The sequence below is a fragment of the Streptosporangium sp. NPDC004631 genome (assembly GCF_053601935.1).
Genome location: NZ_JBSGCR010000014.1, coordinates 139,561 through 162,908, shown reverse-complemented (window position 1 = coordinate 162,908; position 23,348 = coordinate 139,561). Strand labels below are relative to the sequence as shown.

Here is a 23,348-nt window from a genome sequence, read left to right as displayed (position 1 = left end):
GCCGGTCCAAATCGCCTCACATGATGGACGCATGAGCGAAGAATCGAATCTTCCACTGTTCAACGCACAGGTAAGGCGCGAGTTGGGGGAGGCGCCCGGCCGGGCGCCTCCCCCAAAGGCGACGATCACTGCTCGCCGGTGAGGGCGGTCACCAGGTCGGCGGCGGTGCGGCAGCGGTCGAACAGCTCACCCACGTGGGCCTTGGTACCGCGGAGCGGCTCCATGGTCGGGACGCGCTGCAGCGACTCGCGACCGGGGATGTCGAAGATGACCGAGTCCCAGGAGGCGGCGGCCACCGACTCGCTGAACTGGCTCAGGCAGCGGCCCCGGAAATAGGCCCGGGTGTCGCTGGGCGGGGCCTCGATGGCCCGCTGGACCTCGTCCTCGGTCACCAGGCGCTGCATCCGGCCGCGGGCCACCAGCCGGTTGTACAGGCCGCGGTCGGGGCGGATGTCGGAGTACTGGAGGTCGACGAGCTGCAGGCGGGGATGGGACCACGGCAGGCCGTCGCGGGTGCGGTACCCCTCCAGCAACTCCAGCTTGGCCACCCAGTCGAGCTCCCGTGACAGCTGCATCGGGTCCTCCGCCAGGCGGGTGAGAACCGACTCCCAGCGGTCCAGGACGTCCTTGGTCGGCTCGTCCACGCCGTTGCCGCTGCGTTCCTCGGCGTACTTGCGCGCCAGCTCCAGGTACTCCATCTGGAGCTGGACCGCGGTGAGCCTGCGGCCGTCGCGCATGGAGATCTCGTACTTCAGCGTCGGGTCGTGGGAGACCGCGCGCAGCGCCTGGACGGGGTTGTCCACCACGAGGTCGCGGGTGAAGTAACCGTCCTCGATCATGGCCAGGACCAGCGCCGTCGAGCCCAGCTTCAGGTAGGTCGAGATCTCCGACATGTTGGCGTCGCCGATGATGACGTGCAGCCTGCGGTACTTCTCCGGGTCGGCGTGCGGCTCGTCGCGGGTGTTGATGATCGGCCGCTTGAGCGTGGTCTCCAGCCCCACCTCGACCTCGAAGAAGTCGGCCCGCTGGCTGAGCTGGAAGCCCTCGCCGCGCGAGTCCTGGCCGATGCCGACCTTGCCTGCGCCGGTGACGACCTGCCGGGAGACGAAGAACGGCGTCAGGTGCCTGACGATGTCGGCGAACGGCGTGGCCCGCCTCATCAGGTAGTTCTCGTGGCAGCCGTAGGAGGCGCCCTTGTTGTCGGTGTTGTTCTTGTAGAGCTGGATCGGAGCGTTGGTCGGGATCGCCGAGGCGCGGACCGCGGCGTCGTGCATGACCCGCTCCCCCGCCTTGTCCCAGATCACCGCGGCCCGCGGATTGGTGCACTCGGGCGTGGAGTATTCGGGATGGGCATGATCCACATACAGCCGGGCCCCGTTGGTGAGGATCACGTTGGCCAGCCCCAGGTCCTCGTCCGTGAGCTGGCTCTGATCGGCCAGCTCCCTGGACAGATCGAACCCCCGGGCGTCGCGCAGCGGGTTCTCCTCCTCGAAGTCCCAGCGCGCCCGCCGTGTTCTGGCGGCCGAGGCCGCCAGATAGGCGTTCACAACCTGGGAGGAGGTCACCATCGCGTTGGCCCCCGGCTGTCCGGGCACGGAGATCCCGTATTCGGTCTCGATGCCCATCACCCGCCGTACCGTCATGCGCACCCTCTGTTCGTTCGGACTGGTTTCTCCATCGTCTGTATCCCCGACCCTAGACCCTTCACTATGCCCGGTGGCCGGACAGTTATGGCACATAGGCCTTTTCGCCTGCCGCGGAGATCTCAGGCGGAGACGGCGGCCCAGAGGCGGCCCCGGACCCGGAAACAGGCGCGGGACCGGGCATGGCGGCGGGCGCGGCGGGGGCCGGGGAACCGGACGGGGCGGCCGGTACGGCCCGCCGGCGCCGCCGGGATTTGACGAACTCCTGGAACGGCCGCTCGACCACCCGGTACACCAGGTAGGAGAGCGCCATCGCCACCAGCGTGGTGATCAGTCCGGTGAGCCAGGGTGGCAGGACGTCCCGCAGGGCGGGCACGAGCACGGCCGCGACCGTCGGGTGGAAGAGGTAGAGGGGGTAGGTGAGCGCGCCCAGGACGACCAGGGCACGCCCGCGCAGCCGGTGCAGCCGGCCCAGCGCCACCAGCGCCAGGAGCGCGTAGAAGCCGACCACGGTGACCACCACCGCCCAGCCGGGCACCGGCATCGCCTGGTAGCCCACCGCCTCGATCCGGCCGGCCACCCGCTCCAGGGCCGAGTTGACCGCCAGCCCGCCGCTGACCCCGGCCACGCACCACAGAACCAGCCGGGGCCCGTACCGGGTCATCAGGTAGAAGGCCATGCCCGCCACGAAGTACGGCGCGTACCTGGGCATCACGATCAGCTGCGCCCACTCGTTCTCGCTCGCGGCGAAGAACCCGGCCGCCAGCAGCCAGCAGCCCATGAAGACCAGGCAGCGCCCGAACGTCACCCCGGTGATCACCAGAACCGAGATCAGCAGGTAGAAGCGGAGCTCGGCCCAGAGAGACCAGTAGACGCCGTTCGCGTCCAGGACGCCCACCGCTCGCTGGAGCATGGTCAGGTTGACCAGGTAGTCCCGCGGGCTCAGCCTGGGGTCGAGAGCGGTGACCGAGGTCAGCCCGTAGACCGCCGCGACCACGCCCACACTGAGCCAGTAGGCGGGAAAGAGCCGCACCAGGCGCGAGAGCGCGAACGCGCCCAGCCCCCTGCCCCAGACGCTCATCAGGATCACGAAACCGCTGATCATGAAGAACAGTTCGACACCGAGGACGCCCAGACCGGACAGCGGGGCTATCGCCGGAAACAGCCTCGCCGGACGATCCCCCCAGACGGAGGCGAAGGCGATGAAGTAGTGGAAGGCCACGACCGCCATGGCCGCGACGAACCGCAGCAGGTCGAGCTCACCGAGCCGACCGTTCCCCCGGACCGCCGTGCCGGTCATGGAGCGACCGGACCGAGATGTTCACGCACGCACCTTTGACGGCAGTTCGATCATCCGGGTTCCGTCCTCCGGGATCTCGTTTTCGCGGCGGATCGCCGCGAGCGAGGCGGTCAGCGCGGTTCTCAGCCGTCCCATGGCCCACGGCTCGAACCACCGGCTCACGGTATGGGCGACCAGCAGGGCCGCCGCGACGGCGACGGCGAGCACCACCCCCTTGGGCAGGTGCGGGGCGAGCGGGGCGACCAGGAGGGCGCCGACCGGGTGGTGCAGGAGGTACAGGGGGTAGGTGAGCGCGCCCAGGGTGGCCAACGCCGGCCGGCGGCGCAGCCGGGCCAGCCTGCCCAGGGCCAGCAGGCCCATCGTCACGAAGATCGCGGTCAGCACCCCGATGATCAGGTACGGCCCGGCGGCCTGCCCCACGTACTCCCGCACCCGCACCCCGCCCTCGGTGACCGCGCGGACCACCGCGAGGATCCAGCAGACCCCGACGAGTGCCCAGGGAACGGCCGAGGACCCGAACCGGTGAACGAGATACAGGGCCATACCGGCGATGAAGTAGTGGGCGCACCAGGGCATGAACAGGAACTCCAGCAGCGCGCTCTTGGTCGCCGTCGCGGTGAGCGCCAGGAACAGCCAGGCGGAGAGGAAGATCACACAGCGCCGGTAGGTGACGCCCACCAGCGCGAACAGCCCGATCAGGAGGTAGAACCGCAGCTCGGCCCAGAGCGTCCAGTAGACGACGCCCAGGTCGGGGATCCGCAGGCCCTGCTGGGCCATGGTGAGGTTGGCCAGGATCTCCCAGGGCTTGAGGCCCGGGCCGTACAGACCGGTCAGGGCCAGCACACCGAGGACGCCCACGCTGAGCCAGTAGGCCGGGTAGAGGCGGGCCACCCTGGAGACCGCGAACTCCCCCGCCGTCCGCCCCCAGACGCTCATCAGGATCACGAAACCGCTGATCATGAAGAAGAGCTGCACGCCGTAGACCCCGAGGACACTGACCTTCCTCAGCCCCGCGAACTCGACGCCGCCCCACGCCTTCAACTCCACGAAGTGGAAGGCGAGCACGGCGGCGGCCGCGACGAAGCGCAGCAGGTCGATCTCGGTGAGGCGCGCGGCGCGGGAAGTGGGGCGGGAAGTGGGCAAGAATCTGCCAATCGGTACAGAAGAGGCCTTAGTGACATCCAGCCTGCCATACTCCGCCCGGCCGTCCGGCGCGTTCTCCCCACACGCGACGGAGGCGGCGCCTCCCCTCGGGCCGAGGGGAGGCGCCGCCTCCGTGTGCCGTTCTCCGTGGTGCCGTTCTTCGCAGGTGCCGACAGGTGCCGGTGGCCAGGGGGCCACCGGCAGGGGCTAGAGGTACTGGCCGGTGTTGGCCACCGTGTCGATGGACCGGCCGGCCTCGGTGCCCTGCTTGCCCGTCACCAGGGTGCGGATGTAGACGATCCGCTCGCCCTTCTTGCCGGAGATGCGGGCCCAGTCGTCGGGGTTGGTGGTGTTGGGCAGGTCCTCGTTCTCGGAGAACTCGTCCACGCAGGCCGCCAGCAGATGCTGGATCCGCAGGCCCTTCTGCCCGGACTCAAGGAACTGCTTGATCGCCATCTTCTTGCCCCGGTCCACGATGTTCTGGATCATGGCACCGGAGTTGAAGTCCTTGAAGTACAGGACCTCCTTGTCGCCGTTGGCGTAGGTCACCTCAAGGAAACGGTTCTCCTCGCTCTCGGTGTACATACGCTCGACCACCCGCTGGATCATGCCGGAGATGGTCCCCCCGCGGTTGCCGCCGTGCTCGGAGAGGTCCTCGGGGTGGAGCGGGAGATCCTCCACGAGGTACTTCGAGAAGATGTCCTTGGCCGCCTCGGCGTCCGGCCGCTCGATCTTGATCTTGACGTCCAGGCGGCCGGGCCGCAGGATCGCCGGGTCGATCATGTCCTCGCGGTTGGAGGCGCCGATCACAATCACGTTCTCCAGGCCCTCGACGCCGTCGATCTCCGACAGGAGCTGGGGAACGATGGTGTTCTCGACGTCGGAGGAGACGCCCGAGCCGCGGGTCCGGAAGATCGAGTCCATCTCGTCGAAGAACACGATCACCGGAGTGCCCTCGGAGGCCTTCTCCCTGGCACGCTGGAAGACCAGGCGGATGTGCCGCTCGGTCTCGCCGACGTACTTGTTGAGCAGCTCGGGACCCTTGATGTTGAGGAAGAAGCTCTTGCCGGACTGGCCGGTCTTCTCCGCGACCTGCTTGGCCAGGGAGTTGGCGACGGCCTTGGCGATCAGCGTCTTTCCGCAGCCGGGCGGGCCGTACAGCAGCACGCCCTTGGGCGGGCGGAGCTTGTGCTCGCGGAAGAGGTCGGCGTGCAGGTAGGGCAGCTCGATCGCGTCCCGGATCTGCTCGATCTGCCGCATGAGCCCGCCGATCTCCTCGTAAGAGATGTCGGGCACCTCCTCCAGGACGAGCTCCTCGACCTCGGACTTGGGAATGCGCTCGTAGACGTAACCCGAGCGCGGCTCCAGCAGCAGCGAGTCACCGGCCCTGATCGGCTGGTCGAGCAGCGACTCGGCCAGTCTCACCACCCGCTCCTCGTCGGCGTGTGAGATCACCAGCGCGCGCTGGCCGTCCTCCAGGAGCTCCTTGAGCATCACGATCTCGCCGAGCTCCTCGTAGCCGAGGGCCTCGACCACGTTGAGCGCCTCGTTGAGCATGACCTCCTGGCCGCGCCGGAGCGTCTCGGCCTCCACCGCCGGACTGACGTTCACTCGAAGCTTGCGGCCACCGGTGAAGACCTCCACCGTGCCGTCTTCCCTGGACTCAAGGAACACGCCGAACCCGGACGGCGGCTGCGCCAACCGGTCGACCTCCTCCTTGAGCGCGACGATCTGGTCTCTGGCCTCCTTGAGGGTGGCCACCAGGCGCTCGTTCTGGCCGGTGACGGCCGTGAGATTCGCCTGCATTTCATGGAGACGCTCTTCGAGGACCCTGGCCTGCCGAGGAGACTCCGTCAGCTTCCGACGTAGCACGGTGATCTCCTCCTGCAGGAAGGAGACCTGTGTTGTGAGGTCAGCGACCTCCCGTTCGCGCTGCGCGGCTCGAGCCTCAGCGTCGTCGCGAGCTGCCACGGCGTCACCTCCTTCCCAGTCGAGACCGACTACTCAAAACCCTACCCATCTGGGGGCTGTCCCTTACCTGACCGAGCGGTGTTCGTATGGCTACATTAAGTAGGCACTGAATAATCCCTTATGGCACGTTTAGTCCATGGAGCATAAGAACACGGAAATCTGTTCCCGTGTCACGTCCTGACCCACCCTCGTGGCTGAATCGTCATCAAGTAGTGGGAGTCGCGGACTCTTCGCCATATGCCCCCTTTGCCGGACGCCTGCGACGGGGTGGCGGCGTCACCCCGTCCGCCATGCGGCGGGCGGTGACGAGAAACCCGGTGTGGCCGACCATCCGATGATCGGGCCGTACGGCGAGGCCCTCGACATGCCAGTCGCGAATCAGGGTCTCCCACGCATGGGGCTCGGTGAAACTCCCGTGTTCGCGCAGAGTTTCCACCGTGCGGGACAACTGGGTCGTAGTCGCCACATAACAGCAGATGACACCCCCCGGTGTGAGGGCCTTGGCCGCCGCGTCGACGCACTCCCACGGGGCGAGCATGTCGAGGATGATCCGATCGACGTCGCTCTCGTCGAGCGCGTCCACGAAGTCACCGACGACCAGGCGCCACTGCTCCATCGGGCCACCGTAGAACTTCTCCACGTTCCTGGTCGCGACCTCGGCGAAGTCCTCGCGCCGCTCGTAGGAGGTGACCGTGCCCTCCTGACCGACGGCCCGGAGCAGGAAGCAGGTGAGCGCGCCGGAGCCGACCCCGGCCTCGACGACGCGCGCGCCGGGGAAGATGTCGGCCATGCCGACGATCTGCGCCGAGTCCTTCGGATAGATGACCGCGGCACCGCGCGGCATGGACAGCGTGTAATCCTGCAGGAGGTGCCTGAACGCGAGATACTGGGTCCCGCCGGAGGAGCGCACCACCGACCCCTCGGGCTGCCCGATCAGGTCGCTGTGCGGAATCGCACCCTTGTGCGTGTGAAAGACCCCGTCTTCCTTAAGCGTCACCGTGTGACGCTTGTTCTTGGGATCGGTGAGCTGCACCTGATCCCCGGCCAGAAACGGCCCATGCCTGCGAAAACCCATGTCCGCAAGGTTATCGGCGTACGGCGGCGGCCCGTCCCGTCCCGGAGGCCGGGCCCTCACGGGGGGCCGGGAAACAACTGGTCCGCGTACGCCGCAACTGATAGCACTTGGGAATGTTTCCCCGAGATGTGATCCCGGCCGGCCCCGTCGTCCTGCGCGCCCCCGTCGGCGCCGACGCCGAGCCGATCGCCCGCGCCTGCGCCGACCCCCTGGTCTCCCGCTTCCTGCCGTCCGTGCCGGTGCCGTACACCCACGCCGACGCGCTCGACCGGCTGAGCGCCGCCGAGCGGACGTGGAGATCCGGTGGCGCCTCGTTCGCCGTCGCCCACGCCGGAACGGGCGAGTGGGCGGGCGCCGTCGAGCTCGGGACGCCCGACCTCAGGGGCAACGGCGAGATCGGCTGCCTGGTGGCGCCGTGGGCGCGGGGGCGCGGGGTGGCGACGGCGGCCGTCAGGGCGCTCGCCGGGTGGGCCTTCGCCCACGGGGTGCGGCGGGTGGAGATGCTGGCCGACGTGGAGAACCTGACCGCCCATCGGGTCGCGATGGCCTCGGGCTTCCGGCACGAGGGCGTGCGCCGTTCGGCCGAGACACGGCGGGACGGGACCCGCGGCGATCTGGTGGCCTTCGCCAGGCCGTGCGGCGACGGCGGTGACCCGGTGCGGCCGTTCCTGCCCGGCTTCCCCGGCGGCTCGCTGTCCGACGGGGTGGTACGGCTGGCGCCGCTGGCGGCGGCCGACTCCGGCGACTACCACGCCATGCGGAACCTGCCCGACGTCATGCACTACAGCGTCCCTCCCGAGGCTCCCGACCCGGTGGAGAGCGAGACCCGCTGCCGCGAGGCGGGCATGCGCCGGTTGACGGGCGACCGGCTGGAGCTGGCCGTCCGGGACGCCGTGACGGACGCCTTCGCCGGGCACATCCAGCTCAGCATGATCATCCCGCCGCTGGGCCAGGCCATGACGGGCTACAGCATGCTGCCGGAGTTCCGTGGCAGGGGGTTCGCCACCCGGGCGGTGACCCTGCTGGTGGAGTGGGCCTTCGAGCACACCTCCCTGGACAGGATCGTCGCGGGTACCGCACCGGAGAACATCGCCTCACAACGGGTGCTGGAACGCGCGGGCTTCTCCCGGGAGGCCCTCCTGCGCGGCCTGCTGCCCGGCCCGGACGGCACGCGCCTGGACGATCTGCAGTGGTGCCGGCTCCGCCCTCGGCGGTAGTCGCGCCGGGATCGGCTCCACGGGCCGGGCGAGCACGTCCACGGTGCGGGCCGAGGCCAGCGGCAGACGCGACGAGCCCTCCTCACGTTTTGCGCGAATAATGGCGGGACGTCCGCATACCGTACCGGCGAGCGGGATCCGGGAAGGGATCGAGATGTCGAAGATCGTGGATCATGCGGGCCGCCGCGAGGAGATCGTCGAGGCGGCCCGCCGCATCATTCTGAGAGAGGGGATCGAGGCGGCGACGATCAGGGCGATCGCCAGGGAGGCCGGTTACTCCAACGGCGTGCTCACCCACTACTTCGCCGACAAGGACGACATCATGCTGTCGGCGCTGCGCTCCTCGCACCGCCGCGTCGCAGACCGGTTCCGCGGCGGGCCGGCCGGTCGCGGCGGGCCGGCCGGTCGCGGCGGAATGGCCGCGCTGCACGAGCTGCTCATGGGCAACCTGCCGCTGGACGACGAGCGCGCCGGGGAGAGCGGGCTGGAGATCGGGTTCTGGAGCCGGAGCCTGACCAGCCCGGCGACGCTGCGGGCGCAGCGCGCCCGGGCCGAGGAACTGCGCCGCCTGGTGCGCGGCCTGCTCGGTGCGGCGGCGGAGGCCGGGGAGATCCGCACCTCGGAGGAGCTCGGCGACGTCACCGAGCGGCTGCTGGCCCTGGTGGACGGGCTGAGCGTGCACCGGCTGCTCTACCCCGACAGACTCGGCGCCGACCTCCTGGAGCGGCTGCTCGGCACCGAACTGGACCGGCTTCGGACCGGCGGCGCGTAACGGAGCGTCACCGGCCCCCGGACAGAACCCCTGCTCCCCGGATGGACCCCCTAACGGTTGCGGTGCGACTCGTAGCGCATCGTGCGGGAGACGCCGACCCGCACGGTGGTGCCCGGCAGGATCACCACCGGCTCGTTCGGCGGGATGTCGTAGAAGTTGGGGTCGCCCGGCGGCTGGATCTGGGTGCCGTTGACCGACCCCAGGTCCACCAGGTTGACGTCCCAGCCGTCCAGCGCCACCCGGAGGTGACGGCGGGAGACCGAACCGTCGGGACTGGTGACCTTGGCCGGGCGAACCGAGCCGTCGGCGACCTCGGGGGCCCGCTCGGGGTCGCGGCCGACCAGGTGGTCGGTGTCGAGGCGGAGCGTCGTGCCGTCGTCCAGCAGCAGCACGCCCAGCGCCGGGCGCGGCCCCTTGTAGGGGACGAGCGTGCGCTGCACCAGGGCGATGCCGCAGACCGCGCAGTACGGCACGCGCGGGTCGTTGAAGTGGTCGTTCTTGCAGTCCACCCCGTAGACCAGCGGCCGTGACTCGGGATGGGGCTCCGGCTGCGCCGGCGGTTGCGGCTCGGGGGCGCCCTGCGGGCCGCCCGGCGCCGGTGGTTCGTACTCGAACGGCTGGTCGCGGACGTCGCCGCCGCCACCGCTCTCCCCGTCCCCGTGCTGGATCACGGCCGGGACGTGGCCGGGAACCGGCCCCTGCGGCTGGAGCCCCGCGGACTCGGAGTGCCACGCCTGCGGCACGGCGGGCTCCGGCGGCGCGGGCGGGGCGGTGGCGTAGCGCTCCGGGGGGCCCATCGGATAGGGGGCGGGCGGGACGGACTCCACCGGGGGCGCCGGCCACTCCGGCTGCCCGGGGACGGGCGCGGGCCAGTCGGCGGATCCGGCGGCGGACGAGGGGGACGGGAGGGACGGGGAGGAGGGGGAAGGAGACGACAAGGACGAGGCGGACGAAGTGGGCCGGGAGGACGGGGAGGCGGACTGGGGCTCGGCCGGCGGGGCGGACTCCACCGGCGGCGCCGGTCGCCCGGCGGCCCGCTGGGGCTGCTCCCTCCCGGACTCCACCGGAGACTCCTTGGAGGACTCCCGCGGCGGGGCGTCCCCGGGCGCCGCCCCGGCCTCGGCGGGGTCGCACCGGACACCGCCGCCGGTGATCACACCACTGTCCAGCCGGGCGAGCGGGTGCGCCTCCCCGGCCTCGGGAAGACGCAACTCCACCTGGGTCACCGGACCGGGTACCAGCCGGTCGGACCAGGTGAGCGCGTCACGCCCGGCCAGCCGGACCTCGCCTCCCGAACCGGTGACCGACGCGAACGCCGGGCCGCTGACCAGCACGGCCACCCCGTCGGACACGGAGCCGGCGACGGCGCACGCCACCGGTTCACCCATCACCACGGCCAGCACCTGGGCGACGCGGCGGGCCAGCGCGCGGCCGTCCCCGCCGGACGCCGCGGTCTCCCGCAGGGCCGCCAGCAGGTCCGCCTCGACGGCCTCGGCCGCGTCACACACCAGCAGCAGGCCACTCACATGGGCGACCAGCCCGTTGCCCGGAAGCGGACGCACCACTCCGAAGCCCTCGTCGGTCACAGAACTCTCCCTCCCCGAAAACGCCATCGAATGAACGGCACTCGCATCGGCCCGTTCGCCACCAGCCATACGCGGGCCCGGACGACGGTGAAACACGTCCAGAACGCGGCGGGGGGCATCGGATCAAGACATCGACCACATCGGCCCGTAGCAAAAAGTACAGCAGAAGCCCTTCAGGAACGAGCGTCAGCAAACCGAACAGGATAGACCGGTCCTTCCGAGCGGCGGACCGGAGGAGGGGTGTCCGGGCGCGTCCCGGCGAATCGCTCCGTCCGGCCGTGCCGAGCGGCTCCGGAGTGAGGGCACCGGCCGGGGCCGGCGTGTTGGGGGGTGCCGATTGTGCGTCCCTTGAGCTCCGTCGCCGACCGGTTCAGTTGGCCAGAACACTAGTCCTGACGCAGGCCGAAAACGAGTGCGACAAAAGGTTTAATTTCGACCGAACCACCCGGCCGTATCGGTCCGCGTCCGGCTGGAGGCCGGAAGATACCCCAGGTTCGCTCAGACCCCGCTGAACACCCGGTTCACATCCGAGGTGGCCAGCACACCGAAGATCTCACCGCCCCGCTCCACCAGGAGGTACTCCCCCGCGGGCGCCTCCCGCATGGCCTCGATCAGGGACTCCCCCGACAGGTCGGCGGCCAGCACCATCGACGGTTCGAGGCTGCGCGCCAGCGAGCCGGCCGTCACCCAGGGGCGGCGGTTCTCCGGGGTGGCCTCCACCGCGACCTCGTTGACGATCCCGGTCGGGCGGCCCTCGTGGTCGACCACCACCATCGCCCCCGCCTGGGCCTCCGCGGCCCGGCGCAGCGCCTCGGCCAGCGGCACGTCACCGGTCACCGGGATGGCCCGCCGGGCCAAGACCCGGGCGTTCACCTGCGGGATACGGGCCCGCACCCGGGCACCGCGCAGCGCCTGCGAGGCGCCGAACCAGATGAAGGAGGCCAGCAGCATCGACCAGACGAGCATGCTCAGGCTGGGCGCCTGCCCGCTGACCAGGGCCAGGCCGACCGGGACCGCGATCAGGGTGACGGCCAGCCCCCGGCCCACCCAGGCGGCGGCGACGGTGCCGGAACCGGGGTTCCTGGTGGCCTTCCAGACCCCGGCGCGCAACATGCGCCCGCCGTCGAGCGGCAGTCCCGGCAGCAGGTTGAACACCCCGACGATCAGGTTGGCCACCCACAGCTGCAGGATGAGGACGCCGAGGACGCCGGACAGGTCGAAGAGGCCGTAGGCGGCGAACCCGATCGCGGCCAGCCCGAGCGAGAGCAGCGGCCCGGCGAAGGCCACCATGAACTCCCTGCCCGGGGTGTCCGGCTCACGCTCGATCTCCGAGACGCCGCCGAGCAGATAGAGCGTGATGCGGCGGACCGGCAGGCCGTACATCCTGGCGACCACGCAGTGGGCCAGCTCGTGCAGGAGCACCGACACGTACAGCAGCACCGCGAAGACGAACGAGACGACATAGGTGATCGGGACGCTCAGCTCGGGCAGCATGGAGCTCACCGGCTGCTGGAAGGTGTAGGTGATGAACGCGGCCACGATGAACCAGGTCGGCGAGACGTACACCGGAATGCCGAACGGCCGTCCCATCCGCAGTCCTGGGCTGTCCTCGCGCGGGCTCTCACTGCTCACCGCTGACTCACCGTTCCTCGCTCACGTGGTCTTCAAGCCTCGATGCTACGCGCCATCGCGCCACTCGCAGACGCCACGAGGCCACCTCGGGTCCAAACTGTCGTCACCGTGACCTACAGTGCGGACATGTCACTGACCGAGCCCACGATCATCGGAGCGCTGTCGCCGTCCCGCGCCGGTGACTTCATGACGTGCCCGTTGCTCTACCGGTTCCGGGTGATCGACCGGCTGCCCGAGCCGCCGTCGCCCGCCGCGGTGCGCGGCACGATGGTCCACTCGGTGCTGGAGCGTCTCTACGACCTGCCGGCCCAGGCGCGTACGGTGGCCGCCGCGCTGGAGCTGCTGGAGCCGCAGTGGCACCGGCTGCTGACCGAGGAGCCCGCCTACGGTGACATGTTCGCGGACGACCGGGAGCGGGCCGAGTGGCTGGCCCAGGCCCGCGCCATGCTGGAGCGCTACTTCACCCTGGAGGACCCCACCTGCCTGGAGCCCGCCGAGCGGGAGCTGTACGTGGAGGCGGCGCTCGACAACGGCCTGGTGCTGCGCGGCTACATCGACCGGCTGGACGTCGCGGCCACCGGCGAGGTCCGGGTGGTCGACTACAAGACCGGCAGCGCGCCGGGGCCCGCCTTCGAGGCCAGGGCGCTGTTCCAGATGAGGTTCTACGCGCTGACACTGTGGCGGCTGCGCGGTTCGGTGCCCCGCCTGCTCCAGCTGATGTACCTGGGCGGCGACGGCGAGGTGCTGCGCTACGCCCCCGACGAGGCGGACCTGCGCGCCACCGAGCGCAAGGTGCGCGCCCTCTGGTCGGCCATCGAGCGGGCCCTGGAGACCGGCGAGTGGCGCCCCAGGCCCAGCCGGCTGTGCGGCTGGTGCCACTACCAGGAGCTGTGCCCGGAGTTCGGCGGCACCCCTCCGCCGCTGCCCGAACGGCAGCCGGGCGACACCGTGCGCAGCACCCGCCGCACGCCCAGGGCCGCCACCGACGAGCTCTGAGCGCCAGGAGCGGAGACGTCACCACCCGTGGGCGGCCCGCCACGAGGGCGCGGATCCGGCCCCGTCGCGCCCGGTGACGCGACCACGGTCCCGTCCACCACGCGGGCGCGGATCCGGCCGGCCCCCGGCGGACCCGGCGCGGGCGTCCCCGGGAATCCACGCCGGATCGCCGCGTCATCCGCGGGGATGAGGGAGGATATCCGCCTGCAGCAGGGTGGCCCCGGGAATGGGACGCCTACATTGATTGTGTGCGCAACCCCCCTGGCCGGCTGCGGGCCTGGCTCCACGACCGCCCGCTGATCCCCGACACCGTCCTGGCCGCGGCGCTGGCGGTCACCGCGGTGCTCTGCGCATACCTTCCCGTCCTCCTCGACGCCCCGGACGGCCGCCTGGGGGGCCCGGGAGGGGCGGCCCTCGTCCTGCTCGTGACCGGCTCCCTGACCGTGGTGCTGCGCCGCCGACGGCCGTTCCTGATGCTGTCGCTGGCCGGGCTGGGATGCGTCACGCTGGCGACACTGGGGCAGAGCGGCACCCTGCTCTGGCCCGCCGTTCTGGTGCTGGTCTACACGGCCGCCGCCCACCGCGGCCTGGCGCTCAGCCTGTGCGGGCTGGTGTGGAGCTTCGCCTGCCACGTCGTCTCCGCGTCGCTGACCGGCGCGCTCGGCGACTGGAGCACCCACCTGCTGGTGGCCGTCGTCACCGTGACCCTGTGGATCGTCGGCCGGAGCGCCCGGCTGCGGCGGGCCTACCTCGCCGAGCTGCGCGACCGGGCCGAGCGCGTGGAGAGCGCCAGGGAGGCCGACACGCGGGCGGCCAGGGCCGAGGAACGCTCCCGCATCGCCCGCGAGCTGCACGACGTGGTCGCCCACCACGTGAGCGTGATGACCGTCCAGGCGTCCGCGGCGCGCCGGGTGCTGTCCACCAACCCCGACGGGGCCAGGGAGGCGCTGTCGGCGATCGAGGAGATGGGCCGGACCGCGATGGCGGAGATGCGCAACCTCGTGGGCGTGCTCAGGACCGACGCCACACCCGCCGAGCGGAACCCGCAGCCCGGCGTGGGGGAGATCCCCGCGCTGGTCGCCCAGATGCGCGAGGCGGGCCTGTCGACCCAGCTGTGGATCGAGGGCGAGCGGAGCCCCCTGCCCCCCGGTGTCGACCTGGCCGCCTATCGACTGGTTCAGGAGGCGCTGACCAACAGCCTGCGGCACGCCGGTCCCCGGGCCCGGGCCCGGGTCACGGTGCGGCACGAGGCCGGCCAGCTGGCCGTACGGGTCGAGGACGACGGCCGGGGCGCCGGGGCCGCCCCCGTGGCCGGTGGGCGGGCCGGTCACGGACTGGTGGGCATTCGCGAGCGTGTCGCCCTCTATGGTGGAGTTCTGAGGATCGGCCCACGTCCAGAGGGCGGATTCGAGGTCCATGCCCGATTTCCCCTCAAGGACGTGCGATGACGATCCGAGTGCTGCTGGTGGACGATCAGCCTCTGCTGCGCACCGGTTTCCGGCTGATCCTGGAGGCCGAATCAGACATCACCGTGGTCGGCGAGGCCGGGGACGGCAAGGCCGCCCAGGACCAGTCGCGGGCACTGCTGCCCGACGTGGTGCTGATGGACATCCGGATGCCGGGCGTGGACGGCATCGAGGCGACCCGCAGGATCGTCAGGGAGGCCGCGGCCGGCGCGTACGTGCCCAGGGTGCTGGTGCTGACCACCTTCGACCTGGACGAGTACATCGTGGAGGCGCTGCGCGCCGGAGCCAGCGGCTTCCTGCTGAAGGACGTGCCGCCGGACGACCTGGTGCAGGCCATCCGGGTGGTCGCGGCGGGAGAGGCCATCGTCGCGCCGAGCGTCACCCGGCGGCTGCTGGACAGGTTCGGGGCCCGCCTGCCCTCGGCCCACCAGCAGTCCACCCCGGCCCGGCTGGACCGGCTGACCGAACGGGAGCTGGAGGTGACCCGGCTGATCGCCCGGGGCATGTCCAACGCGGAGATCGCCGCCGAACTGGTGGTGAGCGAGACGACGGTCAAGACCCACGTCGGCAACGTGCTCACCAAACTCGGCCTCCGCGACCGGGTCCAGGCCGTGGTCCTCGCCTACGAGACCGGCCTGATCACCCCGGGGGCCATCCCCTAGGCCCATCGGAGGCCGTCCCGGGAAGGCGTGCGGAAAACCCGGCCTGGCGCCGGCGCGGCAAGGATGAAATCCTCAGACGCCCGCCCCCGTACGGCCGGCGCGAGCCATACGGGGGCGGACGTGGACCGGGGGTCAGGCGGAGACGGTCCCCGCGGGCAGGGGCTCGCTCGCACCCGGGGCGTTCTCCGGGAAGTGACAGGCGACCTGGTGACCGGAGACCAGCTCGGCGAGGGGCGGCTCCACCGTCTTGCAGACCGCCTGGGCCTTCCAGCACCTCGTGTGGAAGCGGCAGGCGGGCGGCGGGTTGAGCGGGCTGGGCACGTCGCCCTGGAGCCGGATGCGCTCGCGGTCCTTGCGGCGGGCCGGGTCGGGCACCGGAACCGCCGACATCAGGGCGGTGGTGTACGGGTGCATGGGCGAGTCGTACAGGGACTTGCGGTCGGCCAGCTCGACGATCTTGCCGAGGTACATGACCGCGACCCGGTCGCTGATGTGCCGGATGACCGACAGGTCGTGCGCGACGATGACGTAGGTCAGGTCGAGCTCGTTCTGCAGGTCCTCCAGGAGGTTGACCACCTGGGCCTGGATCGACACGTCCAGCGCGGAGACCGGCTCGTCGGCGATGATGAGCTTGGGCTTGAGCGCGAGCGTGCGGGCGATGCCGATGCGCTGGCGCTGGCCGCCGGAGAACTCGTGCGGGTAGCGGTTGTAGTGTTCGGGGCTGAGCCCGACCAGCTCCAGGATCTCCTGGACCGCCTTCTTCGTGCCCTGCTCGGTCTTGATGCCCTGGATGCGGTAGGGCGCGCCGACGATGGCGCCGACCGTGTGGCGGGGGTTGAGCGAGGAGTAGGGGTCCTGGAAGATCATCTGCACGTCGCGGCGGAGCGGGCGGATCCTCGACGGGGACATGTGGGTGATGTCGTGCCCGTCGAAGACGATCCGGCCGGCCGTCGGCTCCAGCAGGCGCGTGATCAGCCGGCCGGTGGTGCTCTTGCCGCAGCCGGACTCGCCGACCAGGCCGAGCGTCTCCCCCCTGCGGACGTCGAAGCTGACCCCGTCGACGGCCTTGACGGCGCCGACCTGCCGGCGGAGCAGGCCCTTGGTCACCGGGAAGTACTTCTGGAGGCCCTGAACGGACAGCAGCACGTCGGGGTCGGCCGCGGCGGCGGCCTCCCTGTTCTCGACCGAGGTCACGCGGCCTCCTCCGTCAATCGCGGGCATCCCGTGCGCCCGTCGGCTCGCTGGCTACGCTCGCTCACGTGCTCTCCAACATCGGCTTGATCTCGTTGTCCCAGATGGACCGCCGCCGCGCGCGGGGCAGGTGGCAGCGGACCAGGTGGCCGCCCTCGGTCTCCAGGAGCTCGGGCACCTGCGAGGTGGACCTGCCCTCGGTACGGTCGGCGAAGGCGCACCTGGGGTTGAAGGCGCAGCCGGACGGCACGTTGATCAGAGAGGGCGGGGTGCCCTTGATCGGGAGCAGGCGCTCGGTGGGCTCGCGGTCCAGCCGGGGCATCGATCCCAGCAGACCCCACGAGTAGGGATGCTCGGGCCGGTAGAAGATGTCCTCGGCGGAACCGTACTCGACGCACTTGCCGCCGTACATCACCAGGATGTCGTCCGACAGCTCGGCCACCACGCCGAGGTCGTGGGTGATGATGATCAGCGCGGAGTTGAACTCGCGCTGCAGGTCCGTCATGAGGTCCAGGATCTGGGCCTGGACGGTCACGTCGAGAGCCGTGGTGGGCTCGTCGGCGATCAGGAGCTCGGGGTCGCAGGAGAGTGCCATGGCGATCATCGCGCGCTGGCGCATGCCGCCCGAGAACTGGTGGGGGAAGTCGTCCACCCGCTTGTCGGGCTGCGGAATGCCCACCCGGCCGAGCAGGTCGACCGCGTGCTTGCGGGCCACCGCCTTGCTGACGTTGTGGTGGACCCGGTAGGCCTCGATGATCTGGGCGCCCACCGAGTAGTAGGGGTGCATGGCCGACAGCGGATCCTGGAAGATCATCGCCATCTTCTTGCCGCGCAGCGACCGCACGTGGTCCTGGCTCGCGGTGACGAGCTCCTCGCCGTCCAGCCAGATCTCACCCGAGATCCTGGCCCGGCCGCCCTTGTGCAGGCCCAGGATGCCCAGGCTGGTCACGCTCTTGCCCGAGCCGGACTCGCCCACGATGCCCAGGGTCCTGCCCCGGTCGAGCTTGAACGACAGACCGTCGACGGACTTGACCAGGCCGTCCTCGGTCGGGAAGTGGATGCGCAGGTCGCGCAGCTCCAGGAAGGAGCCGGGTGGAGTCGTCATGAGAGCCTCACCCTCGGGTCGACCACCGCGTACAGGACGTCCACGATGAGGTTGGCCAGCACGATGAAGAACGCCGCGAACAGGGTGACGCCCAGCACCACGGGCAGGTCGTTGCCCCGGATCGCGTCGATGACCAGCTTGCCGATGCCCTGGATGGAGAAGGTGCTCTCGGTGAGCACCGCACCGCCCAGCAGCAGGCCGAGATCCAGGCCGAAGATGGTGAGGATCGGGGTCAGCGCGGCGCGCAGGGCGTGCTTGGTGACGACCGTGCGCTCCTTGAGACCCTTGGCGCGGGCCGTGCGGATGTAGTCCTCGCCCATGGTCTCCAGCATGCCCGCCCTGGTGAGCCGGGCGTACAGGGCCGCGTAGAGAAAGGCCAGGGTGATCCAGGGCAGCACGAGGGACTGGAACCACATGACCGGGTTCTCGGTGACGGGGGTGTAGCTGCCTCCGCCGGGGAAGATGCCCAGCGTGTAGGCGAACACCGACAGGGAGACCAGTCCGGTGAAGTAGATCGGCAGCGACACGCCGGCCAGCGCCACCGTCATGGCCGCCCGGTCGAGCGCGCTGCCGCGTTTCAGCGCGGAGACGACACCGATGCCGACCCCGGTGACGAGCCAGATGACGGCGGCGCCCAGGGCGAGCGAGAGCGTCGCCGGGAGACGGTCGAGGAGCGTCGGCCAGACCGGCTGGTTGTTGTTGAACGAGAAGCCGAAGCAGGGCGCGGGACACTCGGCCTTCTTGGGGCCAAGGGAGTAATCCTGACCGGCGACGATGCCCTTGGCGAACCGCCCGTACTGCACGATGAGCGGATCGTCCAGATGCAGCCGCTTGACTGCCCCCTGGATCGCCTCGGGTGTGGCGTCCCGTCCCACGTAACGCGACGCCATGCCCTCGGGGGTCTGCCCCAGGGCGCGCGGGATGAGAAAGAAGATCGCGAAGGTGGCCATGCTGACGACGGCGAGCATCAGTACGGCGGCGATCACGCGGCGGACGATGAAAGCGACCACGATCGTTCGGCCGGAGTGCCCGGGAGGGTCGCTCCCGGGCACCGTCAGGCCTTCACCTGCCTTTGGCTAGCTAGAGAAGGACTACTGCTTGACGCCGAGCCACGTGTAGTCGTACATGCCGTAGGCCGGGTGCACGTACACGTTGGTGAGGTTCGAGGGCCGGAAGATCAGGGTCTTCTCGTAGACGAACGACATGAACGCCGCCGACTCCATGACCTTCTTGTCGACCTCGGCCCAGATCTCGTTGCGGGCCGCGGCGTCGGTGGTCTGGATGCCCTTGTCGAGCAGCTCGTTCACCGTCTTGTCGTTGAGCTCCATCATGTTGTAGTTGCCGGAGGCCTTGATGAACCGGCCGTCGACGATCTGCGACAGGAACCCGAAGCCGGACGGCCAGTCGGCGCCCCAGCCCGCGATCATGATGCCCAGGTTGTTCTTGTGCACGAAGTCCGGCTTGCCGGCGTACTGCGCGCTCCAGTCACCCGAGGGGTACTTCTTGATGGTGGCCTTGATGCCGACCCGGTCCAGCGAGGCCTGCAGGGCCTCGGCGACCTGGACCTCCTTGGTACGGTCGCCGCGGACCGCGATGTTGGTCTCGAAGCCGTTCGGCTGGCCGCAGGCCGCCAGGTGCTCCTTGGCCTTGGCCACGTCGCCCTTGTGGTCGGCGCCGTTCGGGTAGAGGTCGAACTGCTTGTAGCCGACCGTGGTCGGGGTCATCGCGGTGGTGCCGATCTCGCCGCCGAGCGGGCCGCCCCACGGCGCCTGGGTCGCGACCTTGTCGGTGGCGTACTGCACGGCCTTGCGGCAGTCGATGTTGTCGAACGGCTTCACCGCGGTGGAGAGCATCGCGTAGCGGTTGAACGGCGTGAAGGGGTTGTCCGTGGAGTCCTTCTTGGCGGCGTCCTGAACGACCTTCGCCCTGCCCGCGGACTGCAGGCCGGTACCGGCCAGGTCGACCTGGATCTGCCCGGCCATCAGGCGGTTGTCGATGTCCTCGGCGTTCTGCTTGAACTGCACCTCGATGCGGTCCGGCAGCTGCTTGCGGGTGGTGTCGGTGGACTGGTCCCAGTTCTCGTTCTTGACGAGGTTGAGCTGCTTGCCGACCTCGTGGCTCTCGAACTTGTAGGGGCCGGTCGAGGCGACGGTCTTCTCGTAGTCGACACCGGTGTCCTTGGCCTGCGGGACCGGCGCGGACTGCGGGTTGGCGACCAGGAAGTCGAACTCCGAGAACGGGGCCTTGAGCTTGAAGACGACGGTGTGGTCGTCCGGGGTCTCGACACCCTTGAAGTCGTTGAGGTCCTTGTCCTTGTAGGGACCCTTGTAACCACCGGCGTCGAGGTACTGCGCGAAGTACTTCGGACCGTCGGTGAGCTCGTCGGTGAAGTTGCTGCGGGCGATGGCGTACTTGACGTCGGCGGCCTTGACCTCGGTGCCGTCGTCGTACTTGATGCCCTTCTTGAGCTTGTAGGTCCAGCTCTTTCCGTCGGCGCTGACCTCGCCGGGCCCCTCCGCGAGGTCCGGGACCAGCTTCAGACCGGCGTCGCCGGGCTGGGCGGTGTAGGTCATCAGCGGGCGGGCGTACAGCCGCGAGAAGTTCCAGTTCCAGGCGTAGTAGGTGTTGCCCGGGTCCATCGAGTCGGGCTCGTCCGACAGCGCGAACTTCAGCGTCCCGCCCTTGGCCTCGGACGGGTTGACGACCTTGGTGTACGCGTCGTTGTGCTTGGCCGTGGAGGCCGCGCCGCCGGTGGCGTTGTTCCCGGAGGACGTGTTGCCACCGCCACCGGCCGAGCCGCCACAAGCGGCGAGACCCATGGTCAGCGCGGTACCCAGTGCGGCGAGCGCGAGGGCGTTGGTCTTCCTCATCGTGGTGGTACACCCCTTGTCATGAGTGATGGTGATATGGAGAGACAGTCGGGTTTTCGCTACCGGGCGCGCGGATCGAGGGCGTCCCGGAGCCCGTCGCCCAGCAGGTTGAAGGCCATCACGGTGATAAAGATCGCAAGACCCGGAACAATCATGAAGTGCGGGGCGATCTGGTAGTAGTCCACCGCCCGGGTGAGCATGCCTCCCCAGGAGGCCTGGGGTTCGTTCACGCCCACGCCGAGGAACGACAGCGCGGCCTCGAACAGGATGTTGGTGGGGATGAGGAGCGTCGCGTAGACGAGGATCGGCGCCACCAGATTCGGGAGCATCTCGCGGAAGATGATGGAGGAGTTCCCCGCGCCGAGCGACCGTGCCGCGTCGACGAACTCGCGTTCGCGCAGCGACAGGGTCTGGCCGCGCACGATGCGCGCGATGTAGGGCCAGCTGAAGAAGCCGATGATGAACACGATCACCGCGATCCTCAGGCCGTTGCCCTTGAGCCCGAGGGCCTGGTCGGGCAGCGCGCCCACGATGGCGATCGCGAACAGCAGCAGCGGAAACGCCAGGAAGACGTCCATCAGCCGGCTGATGACCGTGTCGACCCATCCGCCGAAGAAGCCGGCGAACACCCCAAGCAGCGCGCCGATCACCACGGAGAGCAGGGTGGACAGGAAGGCCACCAGCAGCGAGATCTGGGCGCCGGAGAGGATCCGGGCGAACAGGTCGCGGCCGTTGACCGGCTCCAGGCCGAACGGGTGCTCCAGGCTGATCCCGCCCCAGGGGGCGATCGGGGCACTGGTCAGCGGATCGATGAGGTCGTTGTTGGGCACGCTCGGCGAGTCACCGAACAGCGCGACCAGGCCGCCGAAGGGGCGCTCGGCGAAGAGCGCTATCAAGGTCAGGAAGACCACGATGAAGGCGCCGAGAATCGCCGCCTTGTCACGCTTGAGCCGTATCCACGCGATCCGACCGAGCGAACGGCCTTCGATGGCCTTTCCGCCCGCCCCTTGGAGAACGGCCTCGGGCTGGGCCTCCATGGCCTGGCCGGAGACATCGAGCGGTGCGGTCATACAGTAGCCCCCTGGATCCCAGACGACGTTGTCCGAAAACGCGCCCCGGGTTGGGTAGCGCGTAATGAAGTCTATGGACTGTTTTCACGGTCCCGTGACGCAGAATCTATGGGCTGATCTGCGCTGACTAGTCCCCGGAGGCGCTATGTGGCTCAACTGTGATTCACGCGAAATTCATTTGTTCTGATCTTGAGGAGAATGTCTGGGAGCCGTTGGGCTTGTGTCTCGGATTCGTGACACTGCACCGGAAGGTGACGGAGCGTCACCCGATTCCGCGCCGCTTGAGGATGTCCTCGATATCGGAGAAGTCGTCGTCGGCGGCCGGCTTCGCGGCGGGCGCGGCCTTGCGCGGCTGCGACCGGGCCGGCTGGGGCGCGGTCTGAGGCCGGGTCTGGGCGACGGCGCCCGGCGCGGCGGGAACACCGGGCCGAGCGCCGCCGCCGGTCACCGGCGCGGCCTGCGGCCCGGCGGGGCGGCGGCGGCGCAGCACCCCGGAGACCAGGAACAAAAGCGCCGACAGCCCGGTCACGGCCACCCCGGCCCACACCGTGGGGCTGAGGACCAGTCCCGCGAAGAACCCGGTGACCGCCGTGCCGACCTGCCACAGGGCGGGCAGCGCACCGGTCAGGTAGGCCGCCAGCGGCAGCAGCGACCAGGCCACGCCGCGCACCCCTGCCACGGCCCCCCTGCGTCGCATCAGCAGGAAACTCAGCACCAGCCCCACCCCGGTCATCCCGGCGCAGAGCGGCAACCAGGCGATCTGGTCGAACGTCATAATGGACCGTCCCTCGTATCGGCTTACCCGATCCATCCTGGCACGCCGGGGCGGAGTCGTTCCTCCTCCGGGAGGAGGGGCCCGTCCCCTAGGGGTCGCCGTCCTCGGCGAGGGGGTTTCCCCTCGGGGACCCGGCCCGCCGTATCCCGGGGCCGGTTCCCCTCAGGGCCCGGCGGGCCGCGGGGCGTCCCGGCCGGGCGTCACGAGCCGGTGGCCGACAGCCTCCGGAGCACCTGGACGTCGACCTCCCGCAGCGACCTCACGACGAGGCGCCCGGGGGCGGCCGGGATCGGCAGCACGCTCGGCACCGCCACCACCCGGCAGCCCGCGGCGGTGGCCGAGGCCACCCCGTTCGGGGAGTCCTCCAGCGCGACGCAGCGGGCCGTGGCCACGCCCAGCAGCCGGGCGGCCCTCCGGTAGGGCTCGGGGCTGGGTTTGGCCCTCGTGACGTCGTCGCCGGTCACCACGTGGTCGAAGTGGTGCCTGCCCATGCCGTCCAGGCACGCCTCGGCGATCGGGCGCGCCGAGGAGGTGACCAGCGCGGTGGGCAGGCTCGCCCGCCGTACGGCGGTGAGCAGCTCGGCGGCGCCGGGCATCAGCTCCACGCCGCCGGCGAGCCTGCGGGTCATGCCCTCCAGCATCCAGGCCGCCACACGCTCCGGATCGGCGCCCGAGCCGGAGACTCCGAGCATGTAGGCCACCGTGGACCTCATGGAGCCGCCGACCAGGCGCGCCTGGTCGGCGGGGCCCCACTCGCCGCCGAGCCGCCCCATCACCTCGGTCTCGACCTGGAACCAGACCTTCTCGCTGTCCACGAGAAGCCCGTCCATGTCGAAGAGCACCGCGTCCATGTCCCGGAAAGTCCCCCGAGGTC

The 23,348-nt window shown here is 70.2% G+C and carries 19 protein-coding genes; 5 read left to right on the top strand and 14 right to left on the bottom strand.

Features of this window, described 5'->3' with window-relative positions; genetic code table 11:
- Positions 1 to 125 precede the first annotated feature (125 nt).
- The 5 genes from dop to ACWEF2_RS16925 all read right to left on the bottom strand — a co-directional run bounded on the left by dop (position 126) and on the right by ACWEF2_RS16925 (position 7,132).
- Complete coding sequence (gene dop, locus ACWEF2_RS16945) at positions 126 to 1,643, bottom strand: depupylase/deamidase Dop (RefSeq protein WP_453816148.1); 1,518 nt, start codon at positions 1,641 to 1,643, stop codon at positions 126 to 128.
- A gap of 85 nt (positions 1,644 to 1,728) precedes the next feature.
- Positions 1,729 to 2,943, bottom strand: a complete 1,215-nt coding sequence (locus ACWEF2_RS16940) for an acyltransferase family protein (RefSeq protein ID WP_453816146.1) — start codon at positions 2,941 to 2,943, stop codon at positions 1,729 to 1,731.
- Positions 2,944 to 2,964: 21 nt separating this feature from the next.
- The gene (locus tag ACWEF2_RS16935; RefSeq protein ID WP_453816145.1) at positions 2,965 to 4,086 is read right to left on the bottom strand and encodes an acyltransferase family protein; all 1,122 of its coding nucleotides are present in this window, start codon (positions 4,084 to 4,086) and stop codon (positions 2,965 to 2,967) included.
- A gap of 207 nt (positions 4,087 to 4,293) precedes the next feature.
- Positions 4,294 to 6,057 carry a proteasome ATPase gene (gene arc, locus ACWEF2_RS16930; RefSeq protein ID WP_355599163.1) on the bottom strand — a complete coding sequence of 588 codons (1,764 nt, stop codon included), beginning with the start codon at positions 6,055 to 6,057 and terminating at the stop codon, positions 4,294 to 4,296.
- 205 nt (positions 6,058 to 6,262) lie between these two features.
- Positions 6,263 to 7,132: a tRNA (adenine-N1)-methyltransferase gene (locus ACWEF2_RS16925; RefSeq protein WP_453816142.1), complete on the bottom strand. Its 870-nt coding sequence runs from the start codon at positions 7,130 to 7,132 to the stop codon at positions 6,263 to 6,265.
- 113 nt (positions 7,133 to 7,245) lie between these two features.
- Between ACWEF2_RS16925 and ACWEF2_RS16920 the strand changes: the two genes are divergently transcribed.
- The gene (locus ACWEF2_RS16920) at positions 7,246 to 8,349 is read left to right on the top strand and encodes a GNAT family N-acetyltransferase (RefSeq protein ID WP_453816140.1); all 1,104 of its coding nucleotides are present in this window, start codon (positions 7,246 to 7,248) and stop codon (positions 8,347 to 8,349) included.
- Between the two features lie 154 nt (positions 8,350 to 8,503).
- Positions 8,504 to 9,121 (top strand): TetR/AcrR family transcriptional regulator, encoded by a 618-nt coding sequence (locus ACWEF2_RS16915; RefSeq protein ID WP_453816138.1) that lies wholly within the window; start codon positions 8,504 to 8,506, stop codon positions 9,119 to 9,121.
- A gap of 50 nt (positions 9,122 to 9,171) precedes the next feature.
- On the opposite strand, the gene ACWEF2_RS16910 is transcribed toward ACWEF2_RS16915, so the two are convergent.
- Together ACWEF2_RS16910 and ACWEF2_RS16905 are read right to left on the bottom strand one after the other, a co-directional pair.
- Complete coding sequence (locus ACWEF2_RS16910) at positions 9,172 to 10,707, bottom strand: FHA domain-containing protein (RefSeq protein WP_453816136.1); 1,536 nt, start codon at positions 10,705 to 10,707, stop codon at positions 9,172 to 9,174.
- Between the two features lie 498 nt (positions 10,708 to 11,205).
- Positions 11,206 to 12,297, bottom strand: a complete 1,092-nt coding sequence (locus ACWEF2_RS16905; RefSeq protein ID WP_453816160.1) for a site-2 protease family protein — start codon at positions 12,295 to 12,297, stop codon at positions 11,206 to 11,208.
- Positions 12,298 to 12,465: 168 nt separating this feature from the next.
- Between ACWEF2_RS16905 and ACWEF2_RS16900 the strand changes: the two genes are divergently transcribed.
- From ACWEF2_RS16900 to ACWEF2_RS16890, 3 genes are all read left to right on the top strand, one after another.
- Positions 12,466 to 13,335: a RecB family exonuclease gene (locus ACWEF2_RS16900; protein ID WP_453816158.1), complete on the top strand. Its 870-nt coding sequence runs from the start codon at positions 12,466 to 12,468 to the stop codon at positions 13,333 to 13,335.
- A gap of 248 nt (positions 13,336 to 13,583) precedes the next feature.
- The gene (locus ACWEF2_RS16895; RefSeq protein ID WP_453816134.1) at positions 13,584 to 14,783 is read left to right on the top strand and encodes a sensor histidine kinase; all 1,200 of its coding nucleotides are present in this window, start codon (positions 13,584 to 13,586) and stop codon (positions 14,781 to 14,783) included.
- On the top strand, positions 14,780 to 15,463 hold the full coding sequence (locus tag ACWEF2_RS16890; RefSeq protein ID WP_355599156.1) for a response regulator transcription factor: 684 nt from the start codon (positions 14,780 to 14,782) through the stop codon (positions 15,461 to 15,463). Before ACWEF2_RS16895 ends, ACWEF2_RS16890 begins: the two co-directional genes overlap by 4 nt.
- 132 nt (positions 15,464 to 15,595) lie before the next feature.
- On the opposite strand, the gene ACWEF2_RS16885 is transcribed toward ACWEF2_RS16890, so the two are convergent.
- The 7 genes from ACWEF2_RS16885 to ACWEF2_RS16855 form a co-directional block, all read right to left on the bottom strand.
- On the bottom strand, positions 15,596 to 16,657 hold the full coding sequence (locus tag ACWEF2_RS16885; protein WP_453816132.1) for an ABC transporter ATP-binding protein: 1,062 nt from the start codon (positions 16,655 to 16,657) through the stop codon (positions 15,596 to 15,598).
- Positions 16,658 to 16,718: 61 nt separating this feature from the next.
- Positions 16,719 to 17,759 carry an ABC transporter ATP-binding protein gene (locus ACWEF2_RS16880; RefSeq protein ID WP_453816130.1) on the bottom strand — a complete coding sequence of 347 codons (1,041 nt, stop codon included), beginning with the start codon at positions 17,757 to 17,759 and terminating at the stop codon, positions 16,719 to 16,721.
- Entirely contained in the window at positions 17,756 to 18,769 is a 1,014-nt protein-coding gene (locus ACWEF2_RS16875; RefSeq protein WP_453816128.1) for an ABC transporter permease, read from the bottom strand. The genes ACWEF2_RS16880 and ACWEF2_RS16875 overlap by 4 nt, the downstream gene beginning before the upstream one ends.
- An 81-nt stretch (positions 18,770 to 18,850) precedes the next feature.
- A complete protein-coding gene (locus ACWEF2_RS16870) occupies positions 18,851 to 20,629 on the bottom strand; it encodes an ABC transporter substrate-binding protein (protein WP_453816126.1) in 1,779 nt (592 codons plus the stop codon).
- 59 nt (positions 20,630 to 20,688) lie between these two features.
- The gene (locus ACWEF2_RS16865; protein ID WP_453816124.1) at positions 20,689 to 21,699 is read right to left on the bottom strand and encodes an ABC transporter permease; all 1,011 of its coding nucleotides are present in this window, start codon (positions 21,697 to 21,699) and stop codon (positions 20,689 to 20,691) included.
- A 262-nt stretch (positions 21,700 to 21,961) separates the two neighbouring features.
- Entirely contained in the window at positions 21,962 to 22,474 is a 513-nt protein-coding gene (locus ACWEF2_RS16860) for a cellulose synthase (RefSeq protein WP_453816122.1), read from the bottom strand.
- A gap of 200 nt (positions 22,475 to 22,674) precedes the next feature.
- On the bottom strand, positions 22,675 to 23,325 hold the full coding sequence (locus ACWEF2_RS16855) for an HAD family hydrolase (protein WP_453816120.1): 651 nt from the start codon (positions 23,323 to 23,325) through the stop codon (positions 22,675 to 22,677).
- Positions 23,326 to 23,348: the final 23 nt, after the last annotated feature.